We start from the raw sequence: 21,294 nt of genomic DNA on the forward strand, positions 1-21,294 counted from the left end.
ATTATTAACGGATAGCCCCGACCCAATCTAAGAAAGTAAATACCCAAATTTTTTTTATAAAAAAGCGATTTTTTTGCAACACTCTGTTTTTTTTGTCGTCTTTAAAAATGAACTAACTTAAGACCAAAAGTATAGGCATGTTTCAAGTTGACATTATTGAACAATGTAAACAGAACAATCGTAAGGCACAAATGCAGTTGTACAACCAGTACTGCAACGGTATGTACATTGTGGCAAAGCGGTTTTTGAAAGATGCAAATGACGCTGAGGACGTGGTTCAGGAGGCGTTTATTAAGGCGTTTTCTAAACTTCACCAGTACAAGGCTGAGGTGACTTTTGGAGCTTGGTTAAAACGTATTGTGGTTAATAAGAGTATCGACTTTCTGAAATCAAAAAAACAACAGTTAGTAGAGTTAGACGAGGTGCACCTTAAAGTGGTTGATACGGGACATAACGACAAATGGTTGGTAGAAGATACAATTACAGTAAACGATGTAAGGAAGGCAATTCATCAACTGCCTGAAAAATATCAATATGTAGTAATGTTGTATTTAATTGAAGGGTATGACCACCAGGAAATATCGGAAATTTTAAATATAACTGAAGTAGCATCGAGAACACAATTATCTAGAGGAAAAGCAAAATTACAGGAACTATTAAAAGCACAAAAAAATGGCACAGGATATTAGAGATCTATTCAAAAATGAAAAAATGGAACACGAGGAAATGCCAAAAAATCATGAAGCACGTTTTCTTGAAAAACTAAAAGCCGCATTTCCTGAGGAGAAAGCTTCCCCTAAATTTAGTTGGCTAAATATTGCTGCTAGTGTTGTGTTGCTAATTGGTTTAAGTTTTGGAGCGTATTCCGTGTTCCAAGTTGAAACACCAAGCGGTGAAGAACTTGTTGAAGTAAAAACCAAAACATTGGGAGATGTGTCTCCAGATTTAAAAAAGGTTGAGGACTATTATTTAGCAAGTATAAATTTAGAATTGTCTAAAATAAAGCCAACACCTGAAACGAAAGCCATTTTTGATGGGTATTTAGAGCAGTTGAATGAACTAAACCAGGAATATAAAACGCTGTCTATGGAACTTACTGAAAATGGTGCCACAGAGTTGACGATTACGGCATTAATTGACAACCTAAGATTTCGTTTAAACCTAATGTATCGTTTAAAAGATCAATTAAAAACCTTAAACGCTTCAGAAGAATCAACTGAGGCAACACAATCTATTTAAAAAAATCAAAAGATGAACAGAACAATTATAAAATTAAAAGTATTGGTACTTGCTTGTTTCGCAATAACAACATTGGGAGCGCAAGAAAAAGTAACCAAAGTATCGCAAAGTTTTAAAGTTGATAAAAATGTTACTATACACCTTAACACAAGCCATTGTAATATTGTATTTGATACTTGGAACAAGAGTGAAGTAAGTATTGAGGCTTTCGTGGAGAGTGATGAGCTTTCTAAAGAAGAGCTAGACGAAATTGCTAAAGACTGGAAGCTTGATATAGATGGCTCAACATATTTGGTAACCATAAATACAAGAGGATCTTACGCGCCCCATACTTACAGTTTTGATGCTAATGGCCAATATTCTGATGAAGTAAAGCGTGCATTGAAAAATTTAAAATATGAGTTAGCAGAGTTGCCAGAGATGGACTTTGATTTCGATTTTAATTTTGACAACATACATGTTATTGAAATGCCGGAACTTCCCGAGATGCCAGAACTTCCTGAGATGCCAGAGTTGCCTGAACTACCAGAAGGCGTTGGTGCTGTAGCTTTTGATTATGAAGCGTATAAAAAAGATGGGGATAAGTATTTAGAAGAATGGTCTAAAAAATTCGAGTCCACTTACGGAAAGGATTATGCCAAAAAAATGGAAGCTTGGGGTGAGAAGTTTGGCAAGGAATGGGGTGAGAAGTTTGGAAAAGACATGGAGAAGTGGGGCGAAAAATTTGGTGAAGAATGGGGTGAGAAATATGCAGAAAAAATGGAAGCTTGGGGAGAACGTTTTGCTGCACAGATGGAACGACAAGCAGAACAAGTAGAAAGACAAGTTGAACTTACTGCAGAACAACGGGAAAGACAAGCCGAGTTAGAGGCGAAAATGGTAGAGCAGCGTGCTAAGTTAGCCGAAAAACGTGCAGAAGCAAGAGAGAAAATAGCAGAACAACGAGCCGAATTAGCTGAGAAGCGTGCAGTGCAAGCTAAAGAAAGAGCGATAGTTGTAGAAAAATTAAGAAGCAAAAGTAGACACTCGCATGTGAAGAAAACCATTATAATTAAAATGCCTAAAAAGGCAAAAATTAAGGTAGATGTACGCCATGGAGAATTAGAATTCGCATCAGTTTTAGACGACGTGCAAGCAGATTTATCGCATACAATATTTAAAGCACAGGGCATTAATGGAAGCAATACTTCCATTAATGCTGCCTATGCGCCGGTTTATGTAAGTAATTGGAATCTAGGAGAATTAAACTTAAACCATGTGAAGCAAGCAGAGTTGAAAACCGTAAAGCATGTGGTGCTAAACTGCACATCATCAAACGTTAAGATAAATGATGTGGTTAGTAGTGCCATTATAGATAGTAATATTGGTGATGTAAAAATCTTAAATGTTTCTGATACTTTTACCAATCTCAACTTTATTTTACAAAACAATAAAGCCTATATTGTAATGCCAGAGGGTGAAAATTACAATATGAATTATAAAGGCACCCACTCTTATCTAGTGCATCCAAACAGTACTGCCGATAAAAAGGATATAAGCTCTTTTTCTATGAGTAATACCGAGAGTAACAAAACGGTTACTGTTAATGCAAAATACAGTAAAGTAATTATGGAGTAATTCCTTAGCTTTGAGGAAATTTATCGTGAATGACCTCAATTGAATTTTCTACTTTCCTTAAAAACATCAGTCCCAAACCGCTTCACGTTTTAGATGCTTCTATTCCAAAATCAAAATTCATTCCTTTAGACCTTTCAGAGGGCAATCCAAGTCTAAAAGCCATAGATCTTTCATCGTCTTTTGATTTTTCAAAATACATCAATTCATATTTAAAAACGCATAAAGCTCAAGTAGCATACGGCGGATACCAAGAAGTGCGTACTATATATAACAGAAGCGGACATTTTAATATAAGTGATGCGAAAAAACGTAATATCCATTTAGGTTTAGATTTATGGTGTGATGAAAAAACGCCAATTTATGCGCCACTAGACGGGAAAGTACATAGTTTTAAAAATAATGCTAACTATGGTGATTATGGGCCAACTATAATTCTAGAACATAATATTTCTGATGTTATTTTTTATACGCTTTACGGGCATTTGAGTTTGAAATCAATCGATAATTTAAAAATTGGAGGGTTTTTTAAACAAAGTGAACAGATAGCTACTCTTGGTGATGCTACTGTTAATGGTGATTATCCGCCACATTTGCATTTTCAAATCATAAGGGATTTGCAAGGAAATTTTGGCGATTATCCTGGAGTTTGTGCCAAAGAGGATTTGGGTTTTTATTCGGAAAACTGCTCAGACCCAAGTTTGTTGATACATTTATAAGTTAAATCTTATCTTGAGTTTTTAAATCAGCTATTGTGATTTAAGAAAATCAAAATCGTATTTTTGGGCACACCTAACTTGGAATCGTGATTTTATTTAAATTGAATTATCGATTTCCTTAAAATCATTCATCAAATTTATTATCATGAATTCTAGACAAGACCAACTTAAAGCGTTTGATAGGTTGTTAACTATAATGGATGAGTTACGTACGCAATGCCCGTGGGATAAAAAACAAACTATGGAAACTTTGCGTCACTTAACTATAGAAGAGACTTACGAACTCGGTGATGCTATTTTGGATAACGATTTACAGGAAATAAAAAAAGAGTTAGGTGATGTATTGCTACACATTGTATTTTATGCTAAAATAGGAAGCGAAACTGAAGATTTCGACATTGCCGATGTCTGTAATGGTATTTGTGAGAAACTCATTTCTAGGCATCCACATATTTATGGAGATGTAAAAGTTGAAGACGAAAATGATGTAAAGCGCAATTGGGAAAACCTAAAGTTGAAAGAAGGCAAAAAAAGTGTTTTAGAAGGTGTTCCTAGGAGTTTGCCGGCACTTGTAAAGGCTAATAGAATACAGGAAAAGGTTGCTGGTGTAGGTTTTGATTGGGAAGAACCAGAACAAGTTTGGGAGAAAGTTCAGGAAGAGCTAAATGAGCTCAATGATGAAATTAAAACAGGTAATCCAGAAAATATCGAAAGTGAGTTTGGAGACGTACTATTTTCGATGGTCAATTACGCACGTTTTTTAAATATTAATCCAGAAAATGCTCTGGAACGCACGAATAAGAAATTTTCAAGGCGATTTCAATATTTAGAAGCCAAAGCTAAAGCCTTGAATAAGCCCTTAAAAGATATGACACTCGCTGAAATGGACGTATTTTGGGAACAAGCGAAGCGATTGCCATAACAGAAGTTTTAAATCAATATTTTTAAGTGCTACGGACAAAAGAAGCAAAACGTACAAAAGGTGAAACTGACTAAAGCCCATAAAAAAAATCTTATTTATCTAGTAATAGCGGCTTTATTTATTATTCCGCAAACAAGAACACCAATACAAGTTTTTATAAATAAGGGGTTGGCGTTATTTGGACCCTCGGTTATAGAATCTTCTGAACGACAGCATATAGATTTTACGAAATGGATGCTTGTATCAAAAGATAATGAAGTTTTAAATTTTGAGGATTTAAAAGGAAAAGTGGTTTTTATCAATTTTTGGGCAACTTGGTGTCCGCCTTGTATTGCAGAATTGCCGAGTATGCAAAAACTTTATGATGATTATAAAGACAAGGTTGAATTTGTTTTTGTATCTGATGAAACTCAAATTGTCGTTCAAGAATTTTTATATAAAAAAGGTTACACATTAAAAGTATACAGGCCAAGAACCAATTACCCAGAGTTTTTTAACATTAATGGTATTCCAAGAACATTTTTAATAGATAGAAATGGAGAGATTATTATTGACAAAACAGGAGCTGCAAATTGGAATAGTAATACCGTAAGAGAAACAATAGACGGTTTGTTGTAATTTGGTTAGCATCTAGAACGTCTTAAAAAATGCTTTAATAAAACTCCAAGAAAATAGTGAAGTCATTATTTTTAGCTCCTCAAAAAAGGTAGATTCTTCATCTAAAAAACGAAACATTGTTTTAATATCATTTTTATCATAAAACTGTTGAAAAATCCATTCGCCTTTATGGTTTTCGTCATGAAGTACCTTTAAAAAAACCTTGTCATAAAATTTATATTTTTTTTTGAAAAGGTTAGCCGAAGGTATTTTTCCAGATTTTATGTTTTCAATAATTTTAGCTACCCGTTTTTCCGTATGTTTAAACGAATATCCCGATGAAGGTTTCACCCAACCACCGCCAGTTCCAATTTTGGTTACATTTTTTGTGTTAAAATCATCAAAGGGAAATGTCGTCATTGGTATATTTCCCTGCTCTGATTCAATGATTCTGTAACTATCAATTTTTAGATACTTATTTATATAGGCAGAAATAAATGTATCATAAATATCTTCGGTAACAACATTTTTAGTAAAGTAGGTAAACTCTATAAGTGCTTCATATTTTGAAAATGGTAATACATAGGTAAAAGTAGTTTGCGCGCCGTCTTTCAATCGGTAATCCATCATCGTTACTGCTTTATCGTTAAAAACAGCGTCTTGGGTTTTTATAACAACACCCTTAAAATGTTGATTAATATTGATGCTTTTATTAGCATTGTAAAATTCATCTGGAATTCTACTGTCAAAAATATGACCAGCCCTTAGCTTAGTGTTTTTTGTGATTACAACAGGTTGAAAATCAGTAGAAATACTTTCGACTTTATCGGCTATAAAATGAAAATTGTTGTAGTTTTTTAATTCAGATTTGGCATAATTATAAAAATCAATCGCTTTAATCGATTTATAGGTGTAAGGTGAAAGGTTGAGGCTGATAGTCTTTTTTGAAGTAGAAATTATTGCTTTATCCCAGGTTTTATAAGGTAAATTTTTCCATTTAGTGGGTTCAGTTTCCCAAAAACTCCAAGTTTTATCGTTGAGGTTTTTTTCAGAGGGATCTATAAGAGCAATTTGTTTTTCATTAAAGAACGCATCGGACGCCATTTCTAAAGCGAGTTGTAACCCAGCTAAACCATTACCAACAATAATGTAGTCGAAATGAGCCCTATGCGCCATTTCGAATTATTTCTTTTTGAAGTACTTAAAAGGCACAAACAACATTCCAAAACATTCCCCATCATCCTTTCCTAAATGCTTGTGATGGATTTTATGGGCTCTACGAACACCGCGCGCATACCAATTATTGGCATTTCTAAACATTTTGAAGCGTTGGTGTATAAAAATATCATGTACAATAAAATAAGACAAACCGTAAGCAAAAATACCTAAGCCTATGGGTAGCCCTGGCCAAAAACTAGTATATTTCCAAAGTAGAAAGAAGCCTATACTTACTACCGCATAGAATATAAAGAATGCGTCGTTACGCTCGAACCAACTGTCATGATCTTTATGGTGGTGGTCTTTATGTAAACTCCACAAAAACCCATGCATGATGTACTTGTGTGTAAACCACGCCATAAATTCCATAATGCAATAGGTGCCTAAAAATATGAGAATCCAATAAACTGTTTGCATACTATAAAATTACATTAAATTTAATTGATATTTTACATAACTACGTGCTAAAAGTTCTATTTTTTTTGGGTTTGAAACCCTAATGCGAGTGTCTTTTATTTGTAACGCAGGTGTTTTTTTAAGTTTCTTTAAAAGTTGACTGTAATAACGGTAAGCCATGAATACGCCGAACTTAGCCTCCATAGGTAATTTTTTAATCCCATTCAGTCCTTTTTCAAAGTCGCTTTCAATATCGTCTATAATTTGTTGCTTGGAGTTTTCGTCGAGGTTATCTAGGTCAACATTAGGAAAGTAGCTTCTGTTTAGCTCATTAAAATCCGCCTTTAAATCCCTTAAAAAATTTACTTTTTGAAATGCGGAACCTAAGGACATAGCTGTGTCTTTAAGCTCGTTAAACTTATCCTCATCACCATTAACAAAAACCTTTAAGCACATTAAACCAACAACATCGGCAGAGCCATAAATGTAGGCCTTGTATTCTTCATCAGATAAGTAATCTTTCTTATACAAATCTAAACGCATACTTTTCATAAAGGCATCTACCATACTTTTGTCGATATTGAACGTATGATAGGTGTGCTGAAAGGCATTTAAAATTGGATTTAAACTGATTTTCTCTTTTAAGGCATTTTCCAAATCTTCTGTAAAACGCTCAAAAAGTTCCTTTTTATCGTAATCATGAAAGGAATCTACAATTTCATCAGCAAATCTTACAAAACCATAAATATTGTAAATATGCATTCTTATGGAATTGGACAGCATTTTTGTGGCTAACGAAAACGAAGTACTGTAACTTTTAGTTACCACTTTGCTACAACTGTATGATACGGTATCGAATAATGCTTTCATTATGACTTGTTGTGATATTTGTTAATTAATTGTGCAACTAATTTTCCAGATATTAATGATGGCGGCACTCCTGGACCTGGAACTGTGAGTTGGCCGGTGAAGTAAAGATTATTTACTTTTTTACTTTTTAATTTTGGTCTTAAAAAGGCAGTTTGCGAAAGGGTGTTAGCCATTCCGTAGGCATTTCCTTTATAAGAATTATACTCTTTAATAAAGTCCTTAACGCAGAAGGATTCTTTAAAGATAATATTATTTGTGACATTTTGTTGGGTTAATTTCTTGAAGCGAGACATGATAATGTCAAAATACTGCTCTCTAATTTCTTCAGTATCTTCAATTCCTGGTGCTATGGGTATAAGAAAAAACCCAGTTTCACATTCCTCTGGAGCCATTGAGGCATCTGTTACCGAAGGAAAGTTTGCGTAAAACAATGGGTCTTTAGGCCATTGTGGATTATCGTATATTTCTTCAGCGTGCGTTTCAAAACTTGTATCAAAAAATAAATTATGATGCTCTACATTTTTTAATTTTTTATCAAAACCTACATAGAATAGAAGTGATGAAGGTGCAAATGTTTTTTTAGCCCAGTAATTTTCTGAATACTGTCTGTACGTTTCATCTAGCAAAGTTTCAGAGTGATGATAATCCGCACCGCTTAATATGATATCAAAAGATTTAGTTTCACCATTTACTTTTATGGATGTAGCATTTTTCCCTTCAACAACTATTTTCTCAACAGGGCTATCTGTGTAAATGTTTACACCTAAACTCTTTGACAAAGCAGTCATAGCCTTTATAATTTCATACATACCGCCTTTAGGATGCCAAGTACCTAGACCAAAATCGGCATAATTCATAAAACTGTAGAATGATGGTGTATTGCTTGGTTTCGCTCCGAGAAAAAGTACTGGAAATTCTAGTGTAGATATTAGCTTAGGATTTTTAAACTTTTTGCGAACGTCACCACTTATGGTTTTAAAAAACTGATCTACACGAGATGCGGTTTCTGGTGTAACCAGTTCAAAAGGGGAGATTCCGGGTTTTAAAACGACTTTATTTATGGCAATATCATAATTAGTAGCGGCTTTACCTATAAACTGACGTAACGGCTTGGAGCTTCCGGGTTCTATGCGCTCAAATTCTGCGCATATCTTGTCCATGGTATCACCAATCGTAATGACTTCATCTTTAAAAAATATCTTGTATGCCGGACTTAACTTATCCAGTTGGTAATAATCGGAAGTTGATTTACCGAAATCATTAAAGAATTTCTCAAAGATATCTGGCATCCAATACCAACTTGGACCAATATCGAATGTGAATCCTTCTTTTTTTAATTGTCTGGCACGTCCACCTACAGTGGCATTTTTCTCGAAGATGGTTACATCAAAACCATACTGTTTTAAGTAGCAACTGGCGGAGAGGCCGGCAAATCCTGAACCTATTATGGCGATTCTTTTTTTCATTGTTTAACAAATATATATAAAAGTTAAACAAAAATAAAACGAATTATAAATCTTTAACTAAATTTTCAATAGAGTCATACTTCTTGACGCGTTCTGGGAGTTGAACATTTTCGTCTAAGCCTATTAATTTGGGGCCTAAAAGCAGCAAATCAGTCTTCTCATTGTTTAGAAGCAATTCATCGAATTCTTCAATATATTTTGGAATTTCAATCAATTCAGGGTATACAGTAAAATATGAAATGAATGTTATTTCATCGAAAAATTCTAAAACACTTACCAAACTAGACATAGGTACACTTTCTCCTAAGAAAATAGTATGGTAACCTTTACTTCTCAATTGGTAATTTATAAATAATAAACCAATATCATGTACTTCATTGTCGGGTAAAAACAAAATAAAAGTTTTTGATACTGGTTTGGGTTCTAATATTTGTAAGCGTTCTATATTAAGTAATATTTTTTGCTTGATATGTGATGTTAAAAAGTGCTCGTGTGCAGGAGTAATAGTGTCCGTTTGCCATAACAAACCTATTTCGTTTAATAAAGGCAAAAATATATCATAAAAAATATCATTAAACGATTTGTTTTCTATGAGATTTTTGTATGTGTTGTAAAACAGCACTTGATCAAAATTAAGCATTGAGAGCTTAAAAGCATTAATAGCGTGATCCTCTACTTTTGCTCTAGATGCAATTTCTCTTACTTTTATAGGAATTTCATCTTCCGATAGATCGGCTATTTTAGATATTTTGTAGCCATTATTGTTTAAAAAAGAAATGTTTAATAACTTTTGGAGACTTGTTAAACTATAACTTCGAATGTTGGTGTCGCTCCTATTAGGACGAAGTAAATTATAGCGCTTCTCCCATATTCTGATAGTGTGAGCCTTAATTCCAGTAAGGTTCTCTAAATCCTTAATGCTAAAATTAACTTGTATATTGTTCATTAAAAACCAAATTTCGTTAAACAAAATTACGAATACCAACTGAAACTACCACAAAATAGTTGTAAAAGTTTTAAAAATTAACACTTTGTTATTTTTTTTCTTGTTAGGATCAATACAAAATTACAGGCATTTATTATTTATGTCAAAGGCTTTCTTTCCTTTAAAAAGCCTTTGAAGACCTAATATTATTAAGTATTTTTGATGTCTTGATATATTACAATTTCACAAATAGTGTCAGGAGAAATTTATGCGTTTAGTTTTTATTATTTTAACACTTTTAGTTTGTTTTTCCTGTAAAAATGATAAATCTGAGTATGTTGATATTCAAAATATTAAGGGAAACATATTTGCTTCTTCAACTAAAATTCCAGATAATCATTTTCTAGGAGATCAAGCTTGCAAATCATGTCATGGAGAGCAATTTAAAGAATGGAAAGGGTCGCACCATGATAAGGCAATGCAAATTGCAAACGATTCAACGGTCCTTGGGAATTTTAATAATACAATTTTTAAAAGCCAAGAAGTAACCTCCAAATTCTACAAAAAAGAAGGTGATTTTTACGTAAATACTGAAGGGCGGGATGGCGAGTATCATGATTATAAGATTGAATATACTTTTGGCGTTGAGCCATTACAGCAATATATAGTAAAATTTCCTGATGGGCACTACCAGTGTTTAAGGACCGCATGGGATACAGAAAAACAAAAATGGTTTGATTTGTATCCCGATTTTAAAGTGGTGCATTCAGAATGGTTGCATTGGTCTCGCGGAGGCCTAAATTGGAATAATATGTGTGCTGATTGCCATTCTACCAACGTGAGAAAAAATTACGATTTAGAAACCAACAGCTACGATACCAAATATGCCCTGATTAATGTAAACTGCGAAGCGTGTCATGGTCCAGGGAAAGATCATGTGGAGGCAGTAAACAGGCTAGGTGATAATTATACATTTGAAGGCGAGCTAAAGATGACATTTGCAACAGAGCCAAAAGCATTGGTGGATGAATGCGCAAGGTGCCATGTTCGTAGGGAGCAGTATTCAGAATATTATAATTTTGAAGGTACATTTTTAGACCATTATTTTCCTCAACTAATAGCAAATAACTTGTATTATCCTGACGGCCAAATTTTAGATGAGGTTTATGTATATGGGTCGTTTCTTCAAAGTAAAATGTATCAAAATAATGTTACCTGCACCAATTGCCACAATCCACATTCTCTGGAGTTAAGATTTAAAGGGAATATGCTTTGTGCACAATGCCACGATACTAAGGTTTATGATACAACAGAGCATCATTTTCATGATGTAGACTCTGAAGGTGCCGAATGTATAAATTGCCATATGACTGGTAAGATTTATATGGGGAATGATTACCGAAGAGACCATAGTTTTAGAATACCAAGGCCAGATTTAAGTTTAAAATATGGCACACCAAATGCCTGTACACAATGCCACACAGATAAAGATGACACATGGGCTTGGGATAATTATAAGAAAACACATGGTGAGCCAAAGTCTAAACATTTTTCAGATTTATTAGCACCAGGTTTAACAGGCGATCCACACGGATTTGAAAAACTTCTTGAACTATCAAAAGACACCATCTATCCTGAGATGGCAAGAGCTTCAGCTATAATGGCAATGGGAAATTATTTAGATGAGAATGCAATAAATAATATGCTCTCTTTTTTAAACGATGATTCTCCTCTAGTTCGTGGTGCCGTTATTGATGCGCTAAATGAAAGCAGCAGTAATGATTTGGCAGCTTTTTTCATACCGTTACTTAAGGATAAGAAGCGCACTGTAAGAGTAAAAGCTTTTTTAGCTGTGGCATCTGTAAATCAATTTCAAATACCAGAAGAATATAAAGAAGTATACAAAAAGGTTGAACAGGAATTTAATGACCACTTACAGGTAACTGCAGATTTCTCGGGAGGAAGAGCTAAAAAAGCTATGTACTACTTAAAAAAAGGAGATGTTTTGAATGCCATTGTTTGGTATGAAAAAGCTCTAGAAGTTGATGATTTGAATAATATGTTACGTATGAATTTGGCCAATTTATACTATAGAAACCAACAATTTGAAGAAGCGGAAGCAGCTTTTAAACTCATTATAAAACAAGAGCCTGACTATGCACAAACCTATTATTCTTATGCGTTGCTGCTAGCAGAATTGAATAGGACTGAAGAGGCTGTAAAACAAATGGAACTGGCCATTAAGCATATGCCCGAAAATGTAAGGTTCTATTATAATTTAAGCTTATTATATGATAAGATCAACAATTTAGAAAAGGCTGAACGGACAGCAGCTAAGGGCTTAAAATTAGCACCTAATAATGAAAGTTTACTTTATGTTTTGGCTTATATATACCAAAAACAAGGGAACATTAATAAGGCAGTGAATATAGCATCAAGATTAGTGCAATTGTACCCGAACAATCAACAGTACAGAGTGTTTTTAAATCAAATAAGTACGCCTAAATAGAGATGCTGTTTTAGGGAAAGTACTTGCTTGTTTAATTTGTGCGCACGAGAAGATTCGAACTTCCACATCCTAAAACGGATACTGGCCCCTCAAGCCAGCGCGTCTACCAATTCCGCCACGTGCGCATTAAAAGAAGTGTGTAAAAATAGAAAAAGTTAAGCAATAAAGCTTAACTTCTTCTTGTGACCGGGCTGGGGCTCGAACCCAGGACCCTCTCCTTAAAAGGGAGATGCTCTACCAACTGAGCTACCCGGTCTAAAATAAAGGCTAACTTCCCGTTAGCGGGTGCAAATATATAATGTTTAATTAATAAAACAATACTTTTTTTATATAATTTTCGTTTTTTTGTGCCTTAGTTATCTATGTTTTTAATAATCAATAACAAGCAATAAAATGATCATAGTTTTACTCGGATATATGGGTTCTGGAAAGTCTTCTATAGGACGAATTTTGGCAAAAAAGTTAAACTATAAATTAATCGATTTAGACGACTATATTGAAGAAAAAGAAAATGCAACCGTAAAAGATATATTTAGAACCAAAGGAGAGATTTACTTTAGGAAAAAGGAAACAGAATATCTTAAAGCGCTGCTAAAACTTAAAGAAAACACGATTTTAGCTCTTGGCGGCGGTACACCTTGTTTTGCTGGTAATATGGAGGCAATTTTAGAGGAAGATAATGCTGTGTCAATTTATTTGAAGGGCTCATTGCCGTTTCTATCTGAGAAATTGTTTCAAAAGAAAGCAAAAAGGCCATTAATTGCGCATATAGAAACCGAGGAGTTAATGACAGAGTTTATTGGAAAACACCTATTCGAGCGTTCTCAATTTTATAACAAAGCTGAAATAACAGTTTTAACTGATAACAAAGAAAAAGCAGAAGTTGTAGAAGATATAATTCTGCAACTATTCTAAAATAATTTGTTGTCTTTTTCCTTTTAAATCTACCTGAACATGCTCATGTAACGATGTGGATAGGGAAATACCTTTAAAATCTGCTTTTACAGGGTATTTTTTGTGATTTCTATTTACTAATACCGCTGTTTTAAACTGTTTCAGAGGAACATTTAAAAAATGTTTAACACCATAAATTAAAGTAGTGCCAGAATTTAAAACATCATCTACTAAAACAATCGATTTATTGGTGTACTCTTCAGGTTTAAGTGAAGTGGAAATTTCAGAAAGCGGATTCTCTTTATCTATCGTAACCTTACACAAAATGGGCTGTATCTCAGATATGTCTTCTAGAATCGTTTTTAATTGTTTTGCCAGTAAATAGCCATTGGTACCAATACCGGCTACTACCACCTCATTTTCATTTACATTAGCTTCATAAATCTGAAAAGCAATGCGCTTTATTTTATGCTCAATTTCTGTATGATTTAAAATAACATTATCCTTTAAGTTCATGACCTTGACATTAAAATAAAAACTTAAAATTAATCATTTTCGCTGTTATAATCATCAATATCGCGTCTATCTTTTTTAGTAGGCCTTCCTGTACCTTTTTTTCTGTAATAATCCTTAGAATATTTAAGTAGCTCTTGCGCTTCAAACTCTGTTTTAGGAGTTGTATCGGTTCTATAAATATCAACAATTTTAGCTGAAACTCTATTTGGAGGAATATCGTTTACAGTTAATTGATAATTAATTTGGTTTATGCGCAATTCAATTCTGTCTGTAGCATAAACTTCTCGACTTGGTTTCACCACATCACCATTCACTTTTATGTGCCCTTTTTTACATGCAGTTGTTGCTAAAGTTCTTGTTTTATAGTACCTCACGCACCATAAATATTTGTCTACACGCATACAATTATTTATAAAACTAACGTTAATGTTCTTGCACAAGATTACATTAAAATTGTATCTTGCGCCTCAAAAATAAGCAATAATGAGTTTAAGAAAAATCGCTTTTTTAATAATCTGCCTGACTTTAGTTTTTTCAGCTTGTAATAATGATGATGACAGTATTAATATACCTGAAGTGGTTATTAGGGATAGAGCCGAACAACAAATAGCTGATAACGACTCAATAGTGAAGTATTTAACAACACACTATTATAATGCAGGAGATTTTATCGGTAATACAAATCCTAAGATTGCTGATTTAATTATAAGTGAAATTCCAGAAAATGGTATTTTGCCAAATGATACAGATAGAGTTTTATACTCAAACGATGGGAATGATACCAATGATGCTGTGCAAACCAAAACAATAAACTTCGCCGATACAGAGTATAAATTTTATATATTAGAATTGAATAAAGGAGGAGGCACGACTTCACCAAAATTTTCTGATAAAGTAAGGGTTATATATGAAGGTATGTTACTTAATAATTCTGTTTTTGACAGTGCCGTTACACCCGTTGATTTGAATTTGATAGGTGACCGAATTACAACTTTTGGAACTATTCCAGGTTGGAGAAAAGTATTTCCTTTGTTCAACGTCGCTGAAACTTTTGTCGATAACGGAGATGGTACGATTTCCTACAGCAACCACGGAACGGGCGTAATGTTTTTGCCATCAGGATTATCCTATTTTGCAAATTCTCCATCATCTGACATTCCTGCATATGCACCGTTGATTTTTAAGTTCGAACTGCTTCAAAGTTTTGAAAACGATCATGACAACGATGGGGTGCCATCTTGGAAAGAGGATATAGATCAAGATGGTGAGTTTACAATCGATCCAGATGATCCTGAAAAGGATGGCGATGATGACACTGATAATGATGGTACGCCTGATTACGTTGATGCAGATGACGATGGTGACGGCGTATTTACTATAAATGAGGATTTAGATGGCGATGGCGATCCAACCAACGATATTGGGCCAAATGGAATACCTAGATATTTAGATCCCGAAGCAACTGAATCAAAAAATACATAAATAAAAAAACTCACCATCAAGGTGAGTTTTTTTATTTAGGCAAGTATCTCTACCTTAGGGTTAAAGGAGTAATGATAAGCTAAGTATCAGTTGGTCTGATCTTGTATCTAATCGGCTTTCTACGCCACCTATATTGTTGTTAATAAATGTTGCCTCGTTGTCACTAAATCCGCGTTCGTATCTTAAATCTATCCCTAATTTTTTCAAGTTTAACCCTATTCCAAAGTTTAAGCCTACTGAAAAATCGTTTTCTATATTATTTATAGATATATTATCAAATTCAGAATCTAGTATATATTGAAATGAAGGGCCAGCAAAAACACTAATAGGGCCCAATACCTTAAGACCAACGAGTATAGGTGCGTCTAATTTACTCATTTCAAAACTATCGTTTCTGTAATCACTTTTGGTCTTGGTATATACTAATTCTGGTCTTAAATATACTTTTTGTCCAATTTTTCCAAAGACACCAATGTGATAGCCTATGTTTCTATCGGGGTTTTCAGCATTGGAACCTATAGATTCGAAGTAATCTCCATTCCCTGTGTAATTTAATCCTCCTTTCAAGCCAAAACCAGTTTGAGTTTGCGCAAAAGACGATAATGACAGTAGAACTAAGGCTGCTAGCAGTAAAACAAGTTTTACTTTAGAAAATTGACCTTTCAGTTCTTTTTGCAATTCATTTGTACTTTTCATAATTATTCATTTTAAGATTTGATGTCAAGTCTACAATCAAAAACGTTGCCAAACGTTAAATATTTTAACAAACATCAAAATAAAAAAAGTGGTTTCTCAAAACTAATTTGAAAAACCACTTTAATTTAGCTTATACGATATAAGTTACTTTCTAGCTATTACGTTTTTAGCTTTTTCAACGATTGAAGCACTATTTAATCCATATTTTTCCATCAATTGCGCTGGTGTTCCAGATTCTCCGAAAGTATCGTTTGTTCCAACAAATTCTTGAGGTGCTGGATTATTTGTTGCCAATACGCGTGCAACGCTTTCACCTAAACCACCTAGAATATTATGCTCTTCTGCAGTAACTACACAACCTGTTTTTGCAACAGACTCTAAAATAGCCGTTTCATCAAGAGGTTTAATTGTATGAATGTTGATGACTTCTGCCGAAATACCTTGCTCATGTAAAGTTTTAGAAGCTTCAAGAGCTTCCCAAACTAAATGACCAGTAGCAACTATAGTAACATCTGTACCTTCAGTAAATTTAATGGCTTTACCAATTTCAAATTTTTGATTAGCAGGTGTAAAAATAGGAACCGATGGTCTGCCAAAACGCAAATAAACAGGGCCTTCATATTCTGCAATAGCAATTGTGGCTGCCTTAGTTTGGTTGTAATCACATGGATTAATAACGGTCATTCCTGGTAGCATTTTCATCATACCGATATCCTCGAGTATTTGGTGTGTTGCACCATCTTCTCCTAAGGTTAAACCAGCATGCGATGCACATATTTTTACATTCTTGTTAGAATATGCAATAGATTGACGAATTTGATCGTAAACCCTTCCTGTAGAAAAGTTAGCAAAAGTTCCTGTAAAGGGTATTTTACCGCCAATAGTTAAACCGGCAGCAATACCCATCATATTGGCTTCGGCAATACCTATTTGGAAAAAACGCTCTGGATTTTCCTTAATAAAATCGTTCATTTTTAAAGACCCAATTAAGTCCGCACAAAGTGCGACTACATTTGGGTTGGTTCTACCAAGCTCTGTTAGACCAGCTCCAAAACCACTTCTTGTATCTTTTTTTTCGGTGTATGTATATGTTTTCATTGTTTTAAAGTAAAGTGGTTAATAATCACCTAAGGTTTCAGGATTTTGTTCTAAGCCTATGGCAAGCTGTTCGTCGTTTGGCGCTTTACCATGCCATGCATGCGTGTACATCATAAAATCAACACCATGGCCCATAACCGTTTTTAGTAAAACACAAACAGGTTTTCCTTTTCCAGTTTCGGCTTTGGCTTTTGCCATTCCAGATAAAACAGCTTCTAAATTGTTTCCGTCTTCAATTTCTAAAACGATCCATCCAAAGGCTTCAAATTTCGCTTTAATGTCTCCCATAGGTAAAACATCATTAGTAGAGCCATCTATTTGCTGGCCGTTTAAATCTATAGTCGAAATTAGATTATCTACATTTTTTCCAGCAGCATACATAATTGCTTCCCAATTTTGACCTTCTTGCAGTTCGCCGTCTCCATGTAGCGAGTAGACGAGTTTATTATCGTTGTTTAGTTTTTTAGCTTGTGCTGCCCCAATAGCTACAGACATTCCTTGACCCAGAGAACCTGAAGCAATACGTACTCCAGGAAGCCCTTCATGGGTTGTTGGGTGTCCTTGAAGACGCGAGTCTATCAACCTAAATGTATTTAATTCTTCAACAGGAAAATAACCAGCCCTCGCCATCACACTATAGTATACGGGAGATATATGGCCGTTTGATAGGAAGAACAGATCTTCACCTATTCCGTTCATATCAAAAGTGTCTTTTCTATCCATTATTTCGTTGTAAAGTGCAACGAAAAATTCGGTACAGCCTAAAGAGCCTCCTGGGTGACCAGAATTCACCTTATGTACCTGTCTTAAGATATCTCTTCGTACTTGTGTACAGATATCTTCTAAGTGTTTAATGTTTGGCATGTTGAATTGATTATTTTTTGCGCCACAAAAATAGGTGATTAAGACAGTTTTACAAACTTAAAACACCCTATTTTGTATAAACTACTAACTACTGTTAATAAGTTTACTTTTTTTGATATAAAATATGTAGGTTTGCTCACTTGTTTTTAGGTTTATGAAATTTGATTTAAAGAAAAAAGATGTCCAAACTAAGGCGCGTGCAGGACAGATAACTACAGATCATGGGGTGATAGAAACCCCAATATTCATGCCGGTTGGAACCGTTGGCTCAGTTAAAGGTGTGCATCAACGTGAATTAAAAAACGATATTAATCCTGATATAATTTTAGGAAATACCTATCATTTGTATTTACGTCCACAAACCTATATTTTAGAAAAAGCAGGGGGGCTTCATAAATTTATGAACTGGGATAGGAATATCTTGACAGATTCTGGTGGTTATCAAGTCTATTCACTTTCAGCCAATAGAAAAATTAAAGAAGAAGGTGTAAAATTTAAATCGCATATAGACGGAAGTTACCACACGTTTACGCCTGAAAACGTTATGGAAATTCAACGAACCATAGGTGCTGATATCATTATGGCTTTTGATGAATGTACACCCTACCCATGCGATTATAACTATGCCAAACGGTCCATGCACATGACGCACCGTTGGCTAGATAGGTGTATTACTCATTTAGAAAAAACACCTTTGAAGTACGATTATAACCAAGCATTTTTTCCTATAGTTCAAGGAAGTACCTATAAAGATTTAAGAGTACAATCCGCTGAATATATTGCAAATGCAGGAGCTGTTGGAAATGCTATTGGCGGCCTTTCAGTAGGCGAGCCTGCAGAAGAAATGTATGCTATGACTGAAGTGGTTTGTAACGTGTTGCCAGAAGATAAACCAAGATATTTAATGGGAGTTGGTACACCAATCAATATTTTAGAAAATATTGCGTTAGGTATTGATATGTTTGATTGTGTAATGCCAACGCGAAATGCTAGAAATGGTATGTTGTTTACCGCTCATGGCACCATCAACATTAAAAACAAAAAGTGGGAGGATGATTTTTCACCAATTGACGAAATGGCTATTACCTTTGTAGATACTGAATATAGCAAAGCTTACCTAAAACATTTATTTTCAGTTAATGAATTGTTGGGTAAACAAATTGCTACAATTCATAACCTAGGTTTTTATTTGTGGTTGGTTCGTGAAGCAAGAAAACATATTTTAGCAGGAGATTTTTCTGAATGGAAGAATATAATGGTAAAGCAAATGGATAAAAGGTTATAACGATAATAATAAGTAGTGAAGATATTAGATTGGTACATATTAAAACGCTATTTGTTCACATTTTTGATGATGCTTTTACTGTTTATTCCTATAGGAATTACAGTTAATTTAGCTGAAAAAATAGGTAAGATTTTAGATAACGATGTGCCTTTTAATGAAGTAGCACTATTTTATTTAGATTTTACAATTTACTTTGCAAACCTGCTTTTTCCCTTATTTCTATTTCTATCAGTTATTTGGTTTACTTCCAAATTAGCTAATAATACAGAGATCATTGCTTTTTTAAGTTCAGGAGTATCTTTTTCAAGATTTTTAAAGCCTTATATATATGGTGCCACTATAACGGCACTTTTTGCACTTGTGTTAGGTATGTTTTTAGCGCCCGAAGCCAGTAAGGGGTTTAATGAATTCGATTATAAATATTTTAAAAGAGGTAAAAAGGCTGTAGATGATAAAAATGTTTACCGTCAAATAAACGACAACGATTTTATTTACGTAAGTAGCTACGACTCTAAGAATAAACTTGGACAGAATTTTACACTAGAACATTTAGACAACAACGAATTAAAATATAAAATTAGTGCAAGAAGTATAAGGTACATCGATAAAGACACGACTTATCGTTTAATAGATTATGTAAAACGAAAGGTTGGTACCTTGGGAGACACTTTGGAAATAGAACGACGCAAGGATACTTTGTTTTCTTTTGAAGCAGAAGACTTAACACCGGTAATTTATATTGCTGAAACCTTATCATATCCAGAATTGATAAATTTTATTAAAAAGGAAGAAGCCAGAGGTTCTTCAAACATAGGTCGCTATAAATTGGTGCTTTACAGAAAATGGAGCTTACCCGTTTCCATTTTTATATTAACCATTATTGCAGTAGCTGTATCTTCTATAAAAAGAAGAGGCGGTATGGGCGTTAATTTGGCACTAGGAATTTGTATTGCAATGATTTTTGTGTTTTTCGATAAAATCTTCGGAGTTATGGCGCAACAATCAAACTTTCCTCCCGTAATAGCAGTGTGGTTTCCTAACTTCATTTTTGGTATTTTAGCAATATATCTATTATATAATGCCAAACGCTAGGGTTAAAAATTATCTTCATTTACATCTTTTAGTGTTTATTGCTGGTTTTACGGCCATTCTCGGTAAAGAGATTTCTATTACGGCAATTCCTTTAGTGTGGTATCGCATGTCCATGGCTGCAATTTTAATGTTTCTCTTTATAAAGTTTAGAAATGTTAAATTGAAAATTAATGGTAAATCTATTGTAAGGCTATCAGTTGCAGGTATTATTATAGCATTACATTGGATAACCTTTTTTGCAGCAATCGATGCAGCAAATGTATCCATAGCATTAGCTATGTTTTCTACTGGTGCCTTTTTTGCTTCAATAATTGAACCTATTTTTTACAAACGAAAAGTTATAGCCTACGAAATACTCTTTGGAATCTTGGTAATAATCGGGGTTTTTATAATAACTCAAGGGGAGCTAAGGTATTTAACTGGAATAATACTAGGTGTTTCTTCAGCTTTTTTTTCATCATTATTTGCAGTATTAAATGGTGTGTTTTTAAAACAACACTCTGCCACGGTGATTTCTTTTTACGAATTTATTAGTGGTGTACTATTCATTTCATTATTTATACTAATTTTTAAGGGTGGTTTCTCCTCGGATTTTTTTAATCTAAGCACTAGGGATTTTTGGTTTTTGTTCATTTTGGCTTCTGTTTGTACCGCCTATGCCTTTATCGCATCTGTTTATGTTATGAAACTTATTAGCCCCTATACAGTAGTTTTAACTTATAATTTAGAACCCATTTATGGTATTATAATCGCATTACTACTTTACCCTGAGAGTGAAAAAATGAGTACTGATTTTTATTACGGAGCTTTTTTAATTATAGGTACCGTGTTGTTAAACGGGGTTTTAAAAAACAGGCATGCGTTTAAAAGGAAACAAATACCTTGATTTCTA

The 21,294-nt window shown here is 34.0% G+C and carries 22 protein-coding genes and 2 tRNA genes; 12 read left to right on the forward strand and 12 right to left on the reverse strand.

Annotated features, from left to right (window positions below):
- Nucleotides 1-137: 137 nt before the first annotated feature.
- The 6 genes from BMY39_RS06440 to BMY39_RS06465 all read left to right on the forward strand — a co-directional run bounded on the left by BMY39_RS06440 (nt 138) and on the right by BMY39_RS06465 (nt 5,112).
- Complete coding sequence (locus BMY39_RS06440; RefSeq protein ID WP_092577330.1) at nt 138-689, forward strand: RNA polymerase sigma factor; 552 nt, start codon at nt 138-140, stop codon at nt 687-689.
- Complete coding sequence (locus BMY39_RS06445) at nt 673-1,239, forward strand: hypothetical protein (RefSeq protein WP_092577333.1); 567 nt, start codon at nt 673-675, stop codon at nt 1,237-1,239. Before BMY39_RS06440 ends, BMY39_RS06445 begins: the two co-directional genes overlap by 17 nt.
- Nucleotides 1,240-1,251: 12 nt before the next feature.
- A complete protein-coding gene (locus tag BMY39_RS06450) occupies nt 1,252-2,856 on the forward strand; it encodes a hypothetical protein (protein WP_092577341.1) in 1,605 nt (534 codons plus the stop codon).
- 29 nt (nt 2,857-2,885) lie between these two features.
- A complete protein-coding gene (locus tag BMY39_RS06455) occupies nt 2,886-3,572 on the forward strand; it encodes a peptidoglycan DD-metalloendopeptidase family protein (RefSeq protein WP_092577350.1) in 687 nt (228 codons plus the stop codon).
- Between the two features lie 145 nt (nt 3,573-3,717).
- Entirely contained in the window at nt 3,718-4,494 is a 777-nt protein-coding gene (gene mazG / locus BMY39_RS06460) for a nucleoside triphosphate pyrophosphohydrolase (protein WP_092577353.1), read from the forward strand.
- Between the two features lie 60 nt (nt 4,495-4,554).
- A complete protein-coding gene (locus tag BMY39_RS06465) occupies nt 4,555-5,112 on the forward strand; it encodes a TlpA family protein disulfide reductase (protein WP_092577355.1) in 558 nt (185 codons plus the stop codon).
- 12 nt (nt 5,113-5,124) lie between these two features.
- Here BMY39_RS06465 and BMY39_RS06470 read toward each other — a convergent pair whose 3' ends face one another.
- Genes BMY39_RS06470 through BMY39_RS06490 form a run of 5 tightly spaced genes read right to left on the reverse strand, consistent with a single transcriptional unit; the run spans nt 5,125 to nt 9,987 of the window.
- A complete protein-coding gene (locus tag BMY39_RS06470; protein WP_092577358.1) occupies nt 5,125-6,267 on the reverse strand; it encodes a lycopene cyclase family protein in 1,143 nt (380 codons plus the stop codon).
- Between the two features lie 6 nt (nt 6,268-6,273).
- The gene (locus BMY39_RS06475) at nt 6,274-6,726 is read right to left on the reverse strand and encodes a sterol desaturase family protein (protein ID WP_092577361.1); all 453 of its coding nucleotides are present in this window, start codon (nt 6,724-6,726) and stop codon (nt 6,274-6,276) included.
- A 9-nt stretch (nt 6,727-6,735) separates the two neighbouring features.
- Nucleotides 6,736-7,575: a phytoene/squalene synthase family protein gene (locus tag BMY39_RS06480; protein WP_092577364.1), complete on the reverse strand. Its 840-nt coding sequence runs from the start codon at nt 7,573-7,575 to the stop codon at nt 6,736-6,738.
- Complete coding sequence (locus BMY39_RS06485) at nt 7,575-9,041, reverse strand: phytoene desaturase family protein (RefSeq protein WP_092577367.1); 1,467 nt, start codon at nt 9,039-9,041, stop codon at nt 7,575-7,577. Before BMY39_RS06485 ends, BMY39_RS06480 begins: the two co-directional genes overlap by 1 nt.
- 43 nt (nt 9,042-9,084) lie before the next feature.
- Nucleotides 9,085-9,987, reverse strand: a complete 903-nt coding sequence (locus BMY39_RS06490; protein WP_092577370.1) for a MerR family transcriptional regulator — start codon at nt 9,985-9,987, stop codon at nt 9,085-9,087.
- A gap of 247 nt (nt 9,988-10,234) precedes the next feature.
- Here BMY39_RS06490 and BMY39_RS06495 point away from each other — a divergent pair, with 247 nt between their 5' ends.
- On the forward strand, nt 10,235-12,475 hold the full coding sequence (locus BMY39_RS06495; RefSeq protein ID WP_092577373.1) for a tetratricopeptide repeat protein: 2,241 nt from the start codon (nt 10,235-10,237) through the stop codon (nt 12,473-12,475).
- A 39-nt stretch (nt 12,476-12,514) separates the two neighbouring features.
- Here the strand turns inward: BMY39_RS06495 and BMY39_RS06500 are convergent.
- Together BMY39_RS06500 and BMY39_RS06505 are read right to left on the reverse strand one after the other, a co-directional pair.
- Nucleotides 12,515-12,600 (reverse strand) — tRNA-Leu (locus BMY39_RS06500).
- A gap of 58 nt (nt 12,601-12,658) precedes the next feature.
- Nucleotides 12,659-12,731, reverse strand: a tRNA-Lys gene (locus tag BMY39_RS06505).
- A 137-nt stretch (nt 12,732-12,868) separates the two neighbouring features.
- Here BMY39_RS06505 and BMY39_RS06510 point away from each other — a divergent pair.
- Nucleotides 12,869-13,390, forward strand: a complete 522-nt coding sequence (locus BMY39_RS06510; protein WP_092577376.1) for a shikimate kinase — start codon at nt 12,869-12,871, stop codon at nt 13,388-13,390.
- Here BMY39_RS06510 and BMY39_RS06515 read toward each other — a convergent pair.
- Together BMY39_RS06515 and BMY39_RS06520 are read right to left on the reverse strand one after the other, a co-directional pair.
- Entirely contained in the window at nt 13,382-13,885 is a 504-nt protein-coding gene (locus tag BMY39_RS06515) for a phosphoribosyltransferase family protein (RefSeq protein WP_092577379.1), read from the reverse strand. The genes BMY39_RS06510 and BMY39_RS06515 overlap by 9 nt on opposite strands.
- Nucleotides 13,886-13,914: 29 nt before the next feature.
- Nucleotides 13,915-14,286 carry an RNA-binding S4 domain-containing protein gene (locus BMY39_RS06520; RefSeq protein WP_092577381.1) on the reverse strand — a complete coding sequence of 124 codons (372 nt, stop codon included), beginning with the start codon at nt 14,284-14,286 and terminating at the stop codon, nt 13,915-13,917.
- A gap of 82 nt (nt 14,287-14,368) precedes the next feature.
- Between BMY39_RS06520 and BMY39_RS06525 the strand changes: the two genes are divergently transcribed.
- Nucleotides 14,369-15,367, forward strand: coding sequence for an FKBP-type peptidyl-prolyl cis-trans isomerase (locus BMY39_RS06525; protein WP_092577383.1), 999 nt, complete (start codon nt 14,369-14,371; stop codon nt 15,365-15,367).
- A 60-nt stretch (nt 15,368-15,427) separates the two neighbouring features.
- On the opposite strand, the gene BMY39_RS06530 is transcribed toward BMY39_RS06525, so the two are convergent.
- The 3 genes from BMY39_RS06530 to BMY39_RS06540 all read right to left on the reverse strand — a co-directional run bounded on the left by BMY39_RS06530 (nt 15,428) and on the right by BMY39_RS06540 (nt 18,025).
- The gene (locus BMY39_RS06530; RefSeq protein ID WP_092577385.1) at nt 15,428-16,063 is read right to left on the reverse strand and encodes an outer membrane beta-barrel protein; all 636 of its coding nucleotides are present in this window, start codon (nt 16,061-16,063) and stop codon (nt 15,428-15,430) included.
- Nucleotides 16,064-16,207: 144 nt separating this feature from the next.
- Nucleotides 16,208-17,161, reverse strand: a complete 954-nt coding sequence (locus BMY39_RS06535) for a transketolase family protein (protein WP_092577388.1) — start codon at nt 17,159-17,161, stop codon at nt 16,208-16,210.
- Between the two features lie 18 nt (nt 17,162-17,179).
- Nucleotides 17,180-18,025, reverse strand: a complete 846-nt coding sequence (locus tag BMY39_RS06540; RefSeq protein WP_092577391.1) for a transketolase — start codon at nt 18,023-18,025, stop codon at nt 17,180-17,182.
- A 154-nt stretch (nt 18,026-18,179) separates the two neighbouring features.
- Between BMY39_RS06540 and tgt the strand changes: the two genes are divergently transcribed.
- From tgt to BMY39_RS06555, 3 genes are all read left to right on the forward strand, one after another.
- On the forward strand, nt 18,180-19,310 hold the full coding sequence (gene tgt / locus BMY39_RS06545) for a tRNA guanosine(34) transglycosylase Tgt (protein ID WP_092577394.1): 1,131 nt from the start codon (nt 18,180-18,182) through the stop codon (nt 19,308-19,310).
- Between the two features lie 69 nt (nt 19,311-19,379).
- On the forward strand, nt 19,380-20,402 hold the full coding sequence (locus tag BMY39_RS06550; protein WP_245738194.1) for an LptF/LptG family permease: 1,023 nt from the start codon (nt 19,380-19,382) through the stop codon (nt 20,400-20,402).
- Nucleotides 20,389-21,288 (forward strand): DMT family transporter, encoded by a 900-nt coding sequence (locus BMY39_RS06555; protein WP_092577403.1) that lies wholly within the window; start codon nt 20,389-20,391, stop codon nt 21,286-21,288. The genes BMY39_RS06550 and BMY39_RS06555 overlap by 14 nt, the downstream gene beginning before the upstream one ends.
- The last annotated feature ends 6 nt before the right edge of the window (nt 21,289-21,294 follow it).

The sequence above is a fragment of the Hyunsoonleella jejuensis genome, assembly GCF_900111025.1.
Taxonomy (GTDB): Bacteria; Bacteroidota; Bacteroidia; order Flavobacteriales; family Flavobacteriaceae; genus Jejuia; species Jejuia jejuensis.

Bases quoted from the DNA above. Each gene is read 5' to 3' on its own strand.
- BMY39_RS06525 (WP_092577383.1), top strand. From the start codon at position 14,369: ATGAGTTTAAGAAAAATCGCTTTTTTAATAATCTGCCTGACTTTAGTT.
- BMY39_RS06475 (WP_092577361.1), bottom strand. From the start codon at position 6,726: ATGCAAACAGTTTATTGGATTCTCATATTTTTAGGCACCTATTGCATT.
- BMY39_RS06455 (WP_092577350.1), top strand. From the start codon at position 2,886: ATGACCTCAATTGAATTTTCTACTTTCCTTAAAAACATCAGTCCCAAA.
- BMY39_RS06440 (WP_092577330.1), top strand. From the start codon at position 138: ATGTTTCAAGTTGACATTATTGAACAATGTAAACAGAACAATCGTAAG.
- BMY39_RS06450 (WP_092577341.1), top strand. From the start codon at position 1,252: ATGAACAGAACAATTATAAAATTAAAAGTATTGGTACTTGCTTGTTTC.
- BMY39_RS06550 (WP_245738194.1), top strand. From the start codon at position 19,380: ATGCTTTTACTGTTTATTCCTATAGGAATTACAGTTAATTTAGCTGAA.
- BMY39_RS06485 (WP_092577367.1), bottom strand. From the start codon at position 9,041: ATGAAAAAAAGAATCGCCATAATAGGTTCAGGATTTGCCGGCCTCTCC.
- BMY39_RS06490 (WP_092577370.1), bottom strand. From the start codon at position 9,987: ATGAACAATATACAAGTTAATTTTAGCATTAAGGATTTAGAGAACCTT.
- BMY39_RS06480 (WP_092577364.1), bottom strand. From the start codon at position 7,575: ATGAAAGCATTATTCGATACCGTATCATACAGTTGTAGCAAAGTGGTA.
- BMY39_RS06470 (WP_092577358.1), bottom strand. From the start codon at position 6,267: ATGGCGCATAGGGCTCATTTCGACTACATTATTGTTGGTAATGGTTTA.
- BMY39_RS06555 (WP_092577403.1), top strand. From the start codon at position 20,389: ATGCCAAACGCTAGGGTTAAAAATTATCTTCATTTACATCTTTTAGTG.
- BMY39_RS06445 (WP_092577333.1), top strand. From the start codon at position 673: ATGGCACAGGATATTAGAGATCTATTCAAAAATGAAAAAATGGAACAC.
- BMY39_RS06515 (WP_092577379.1), bottom strand. From the start codon at position 13,885: ATGAACTTAAAGGATAATGTTATTTTAAATCATACAGAAATTGAGCAT.
- BMY39_RS06540 (WP_092577391.1), bottom strand. From the start codon at position 18,025: ATGCCAAACATTAAACACTTAGAAGATATCTGTACACAAGTACGAAGA.
- BMY39_RS06535 (WP_092577388.1), bottom strand. From the start codon at position 17,161: ATGAAAACATATACATACACCGAAAAAAAAGATACAAGAAGTGGTTTT.
- tgt (WP_092577394.1), top strand. From the start codon at position 18,180: ATGAAATTTGATTTAAAGAAAAAAGATGTCCAAACTAAGGCGCGTGCA.
- mazG (WP_092577353.1), top strand. From the start codon at position 3,718: ATGAATTCTAGACAAGACCAACTTAAAGCGTTTGATAGGTTGTTAACT.
- BMY39_RS06510 (WP_092577376.1), top strand. From the start codon at position 12,869: ATGATCATAGTTTTACTCGGATATATGGGTTCTGGAAAGTCTTCTATA.
- BMY39_RS06495 (WP_092577373.1), top strand. From the start codon at position 10,235: ATGCGTTTAGTTTTTATTATTTTAACACTTTTAGTTTGTTTTTCCTGT.
- BMY39_RS06530 (WP_092577385.1), bottom strand. From the start codon at position 16,063: ATGAAAAGTACAAATGAATTGCAAAAAGAACTGAAAGGTCAATTTTCT.
- BMY39_RS06520 (WP_092577381.1), bottom strand. From the start codon at position 14,286: ATGCGTGTAGACAAATATTTATGGTGCGTGAGGTACTATAAAACAAGA.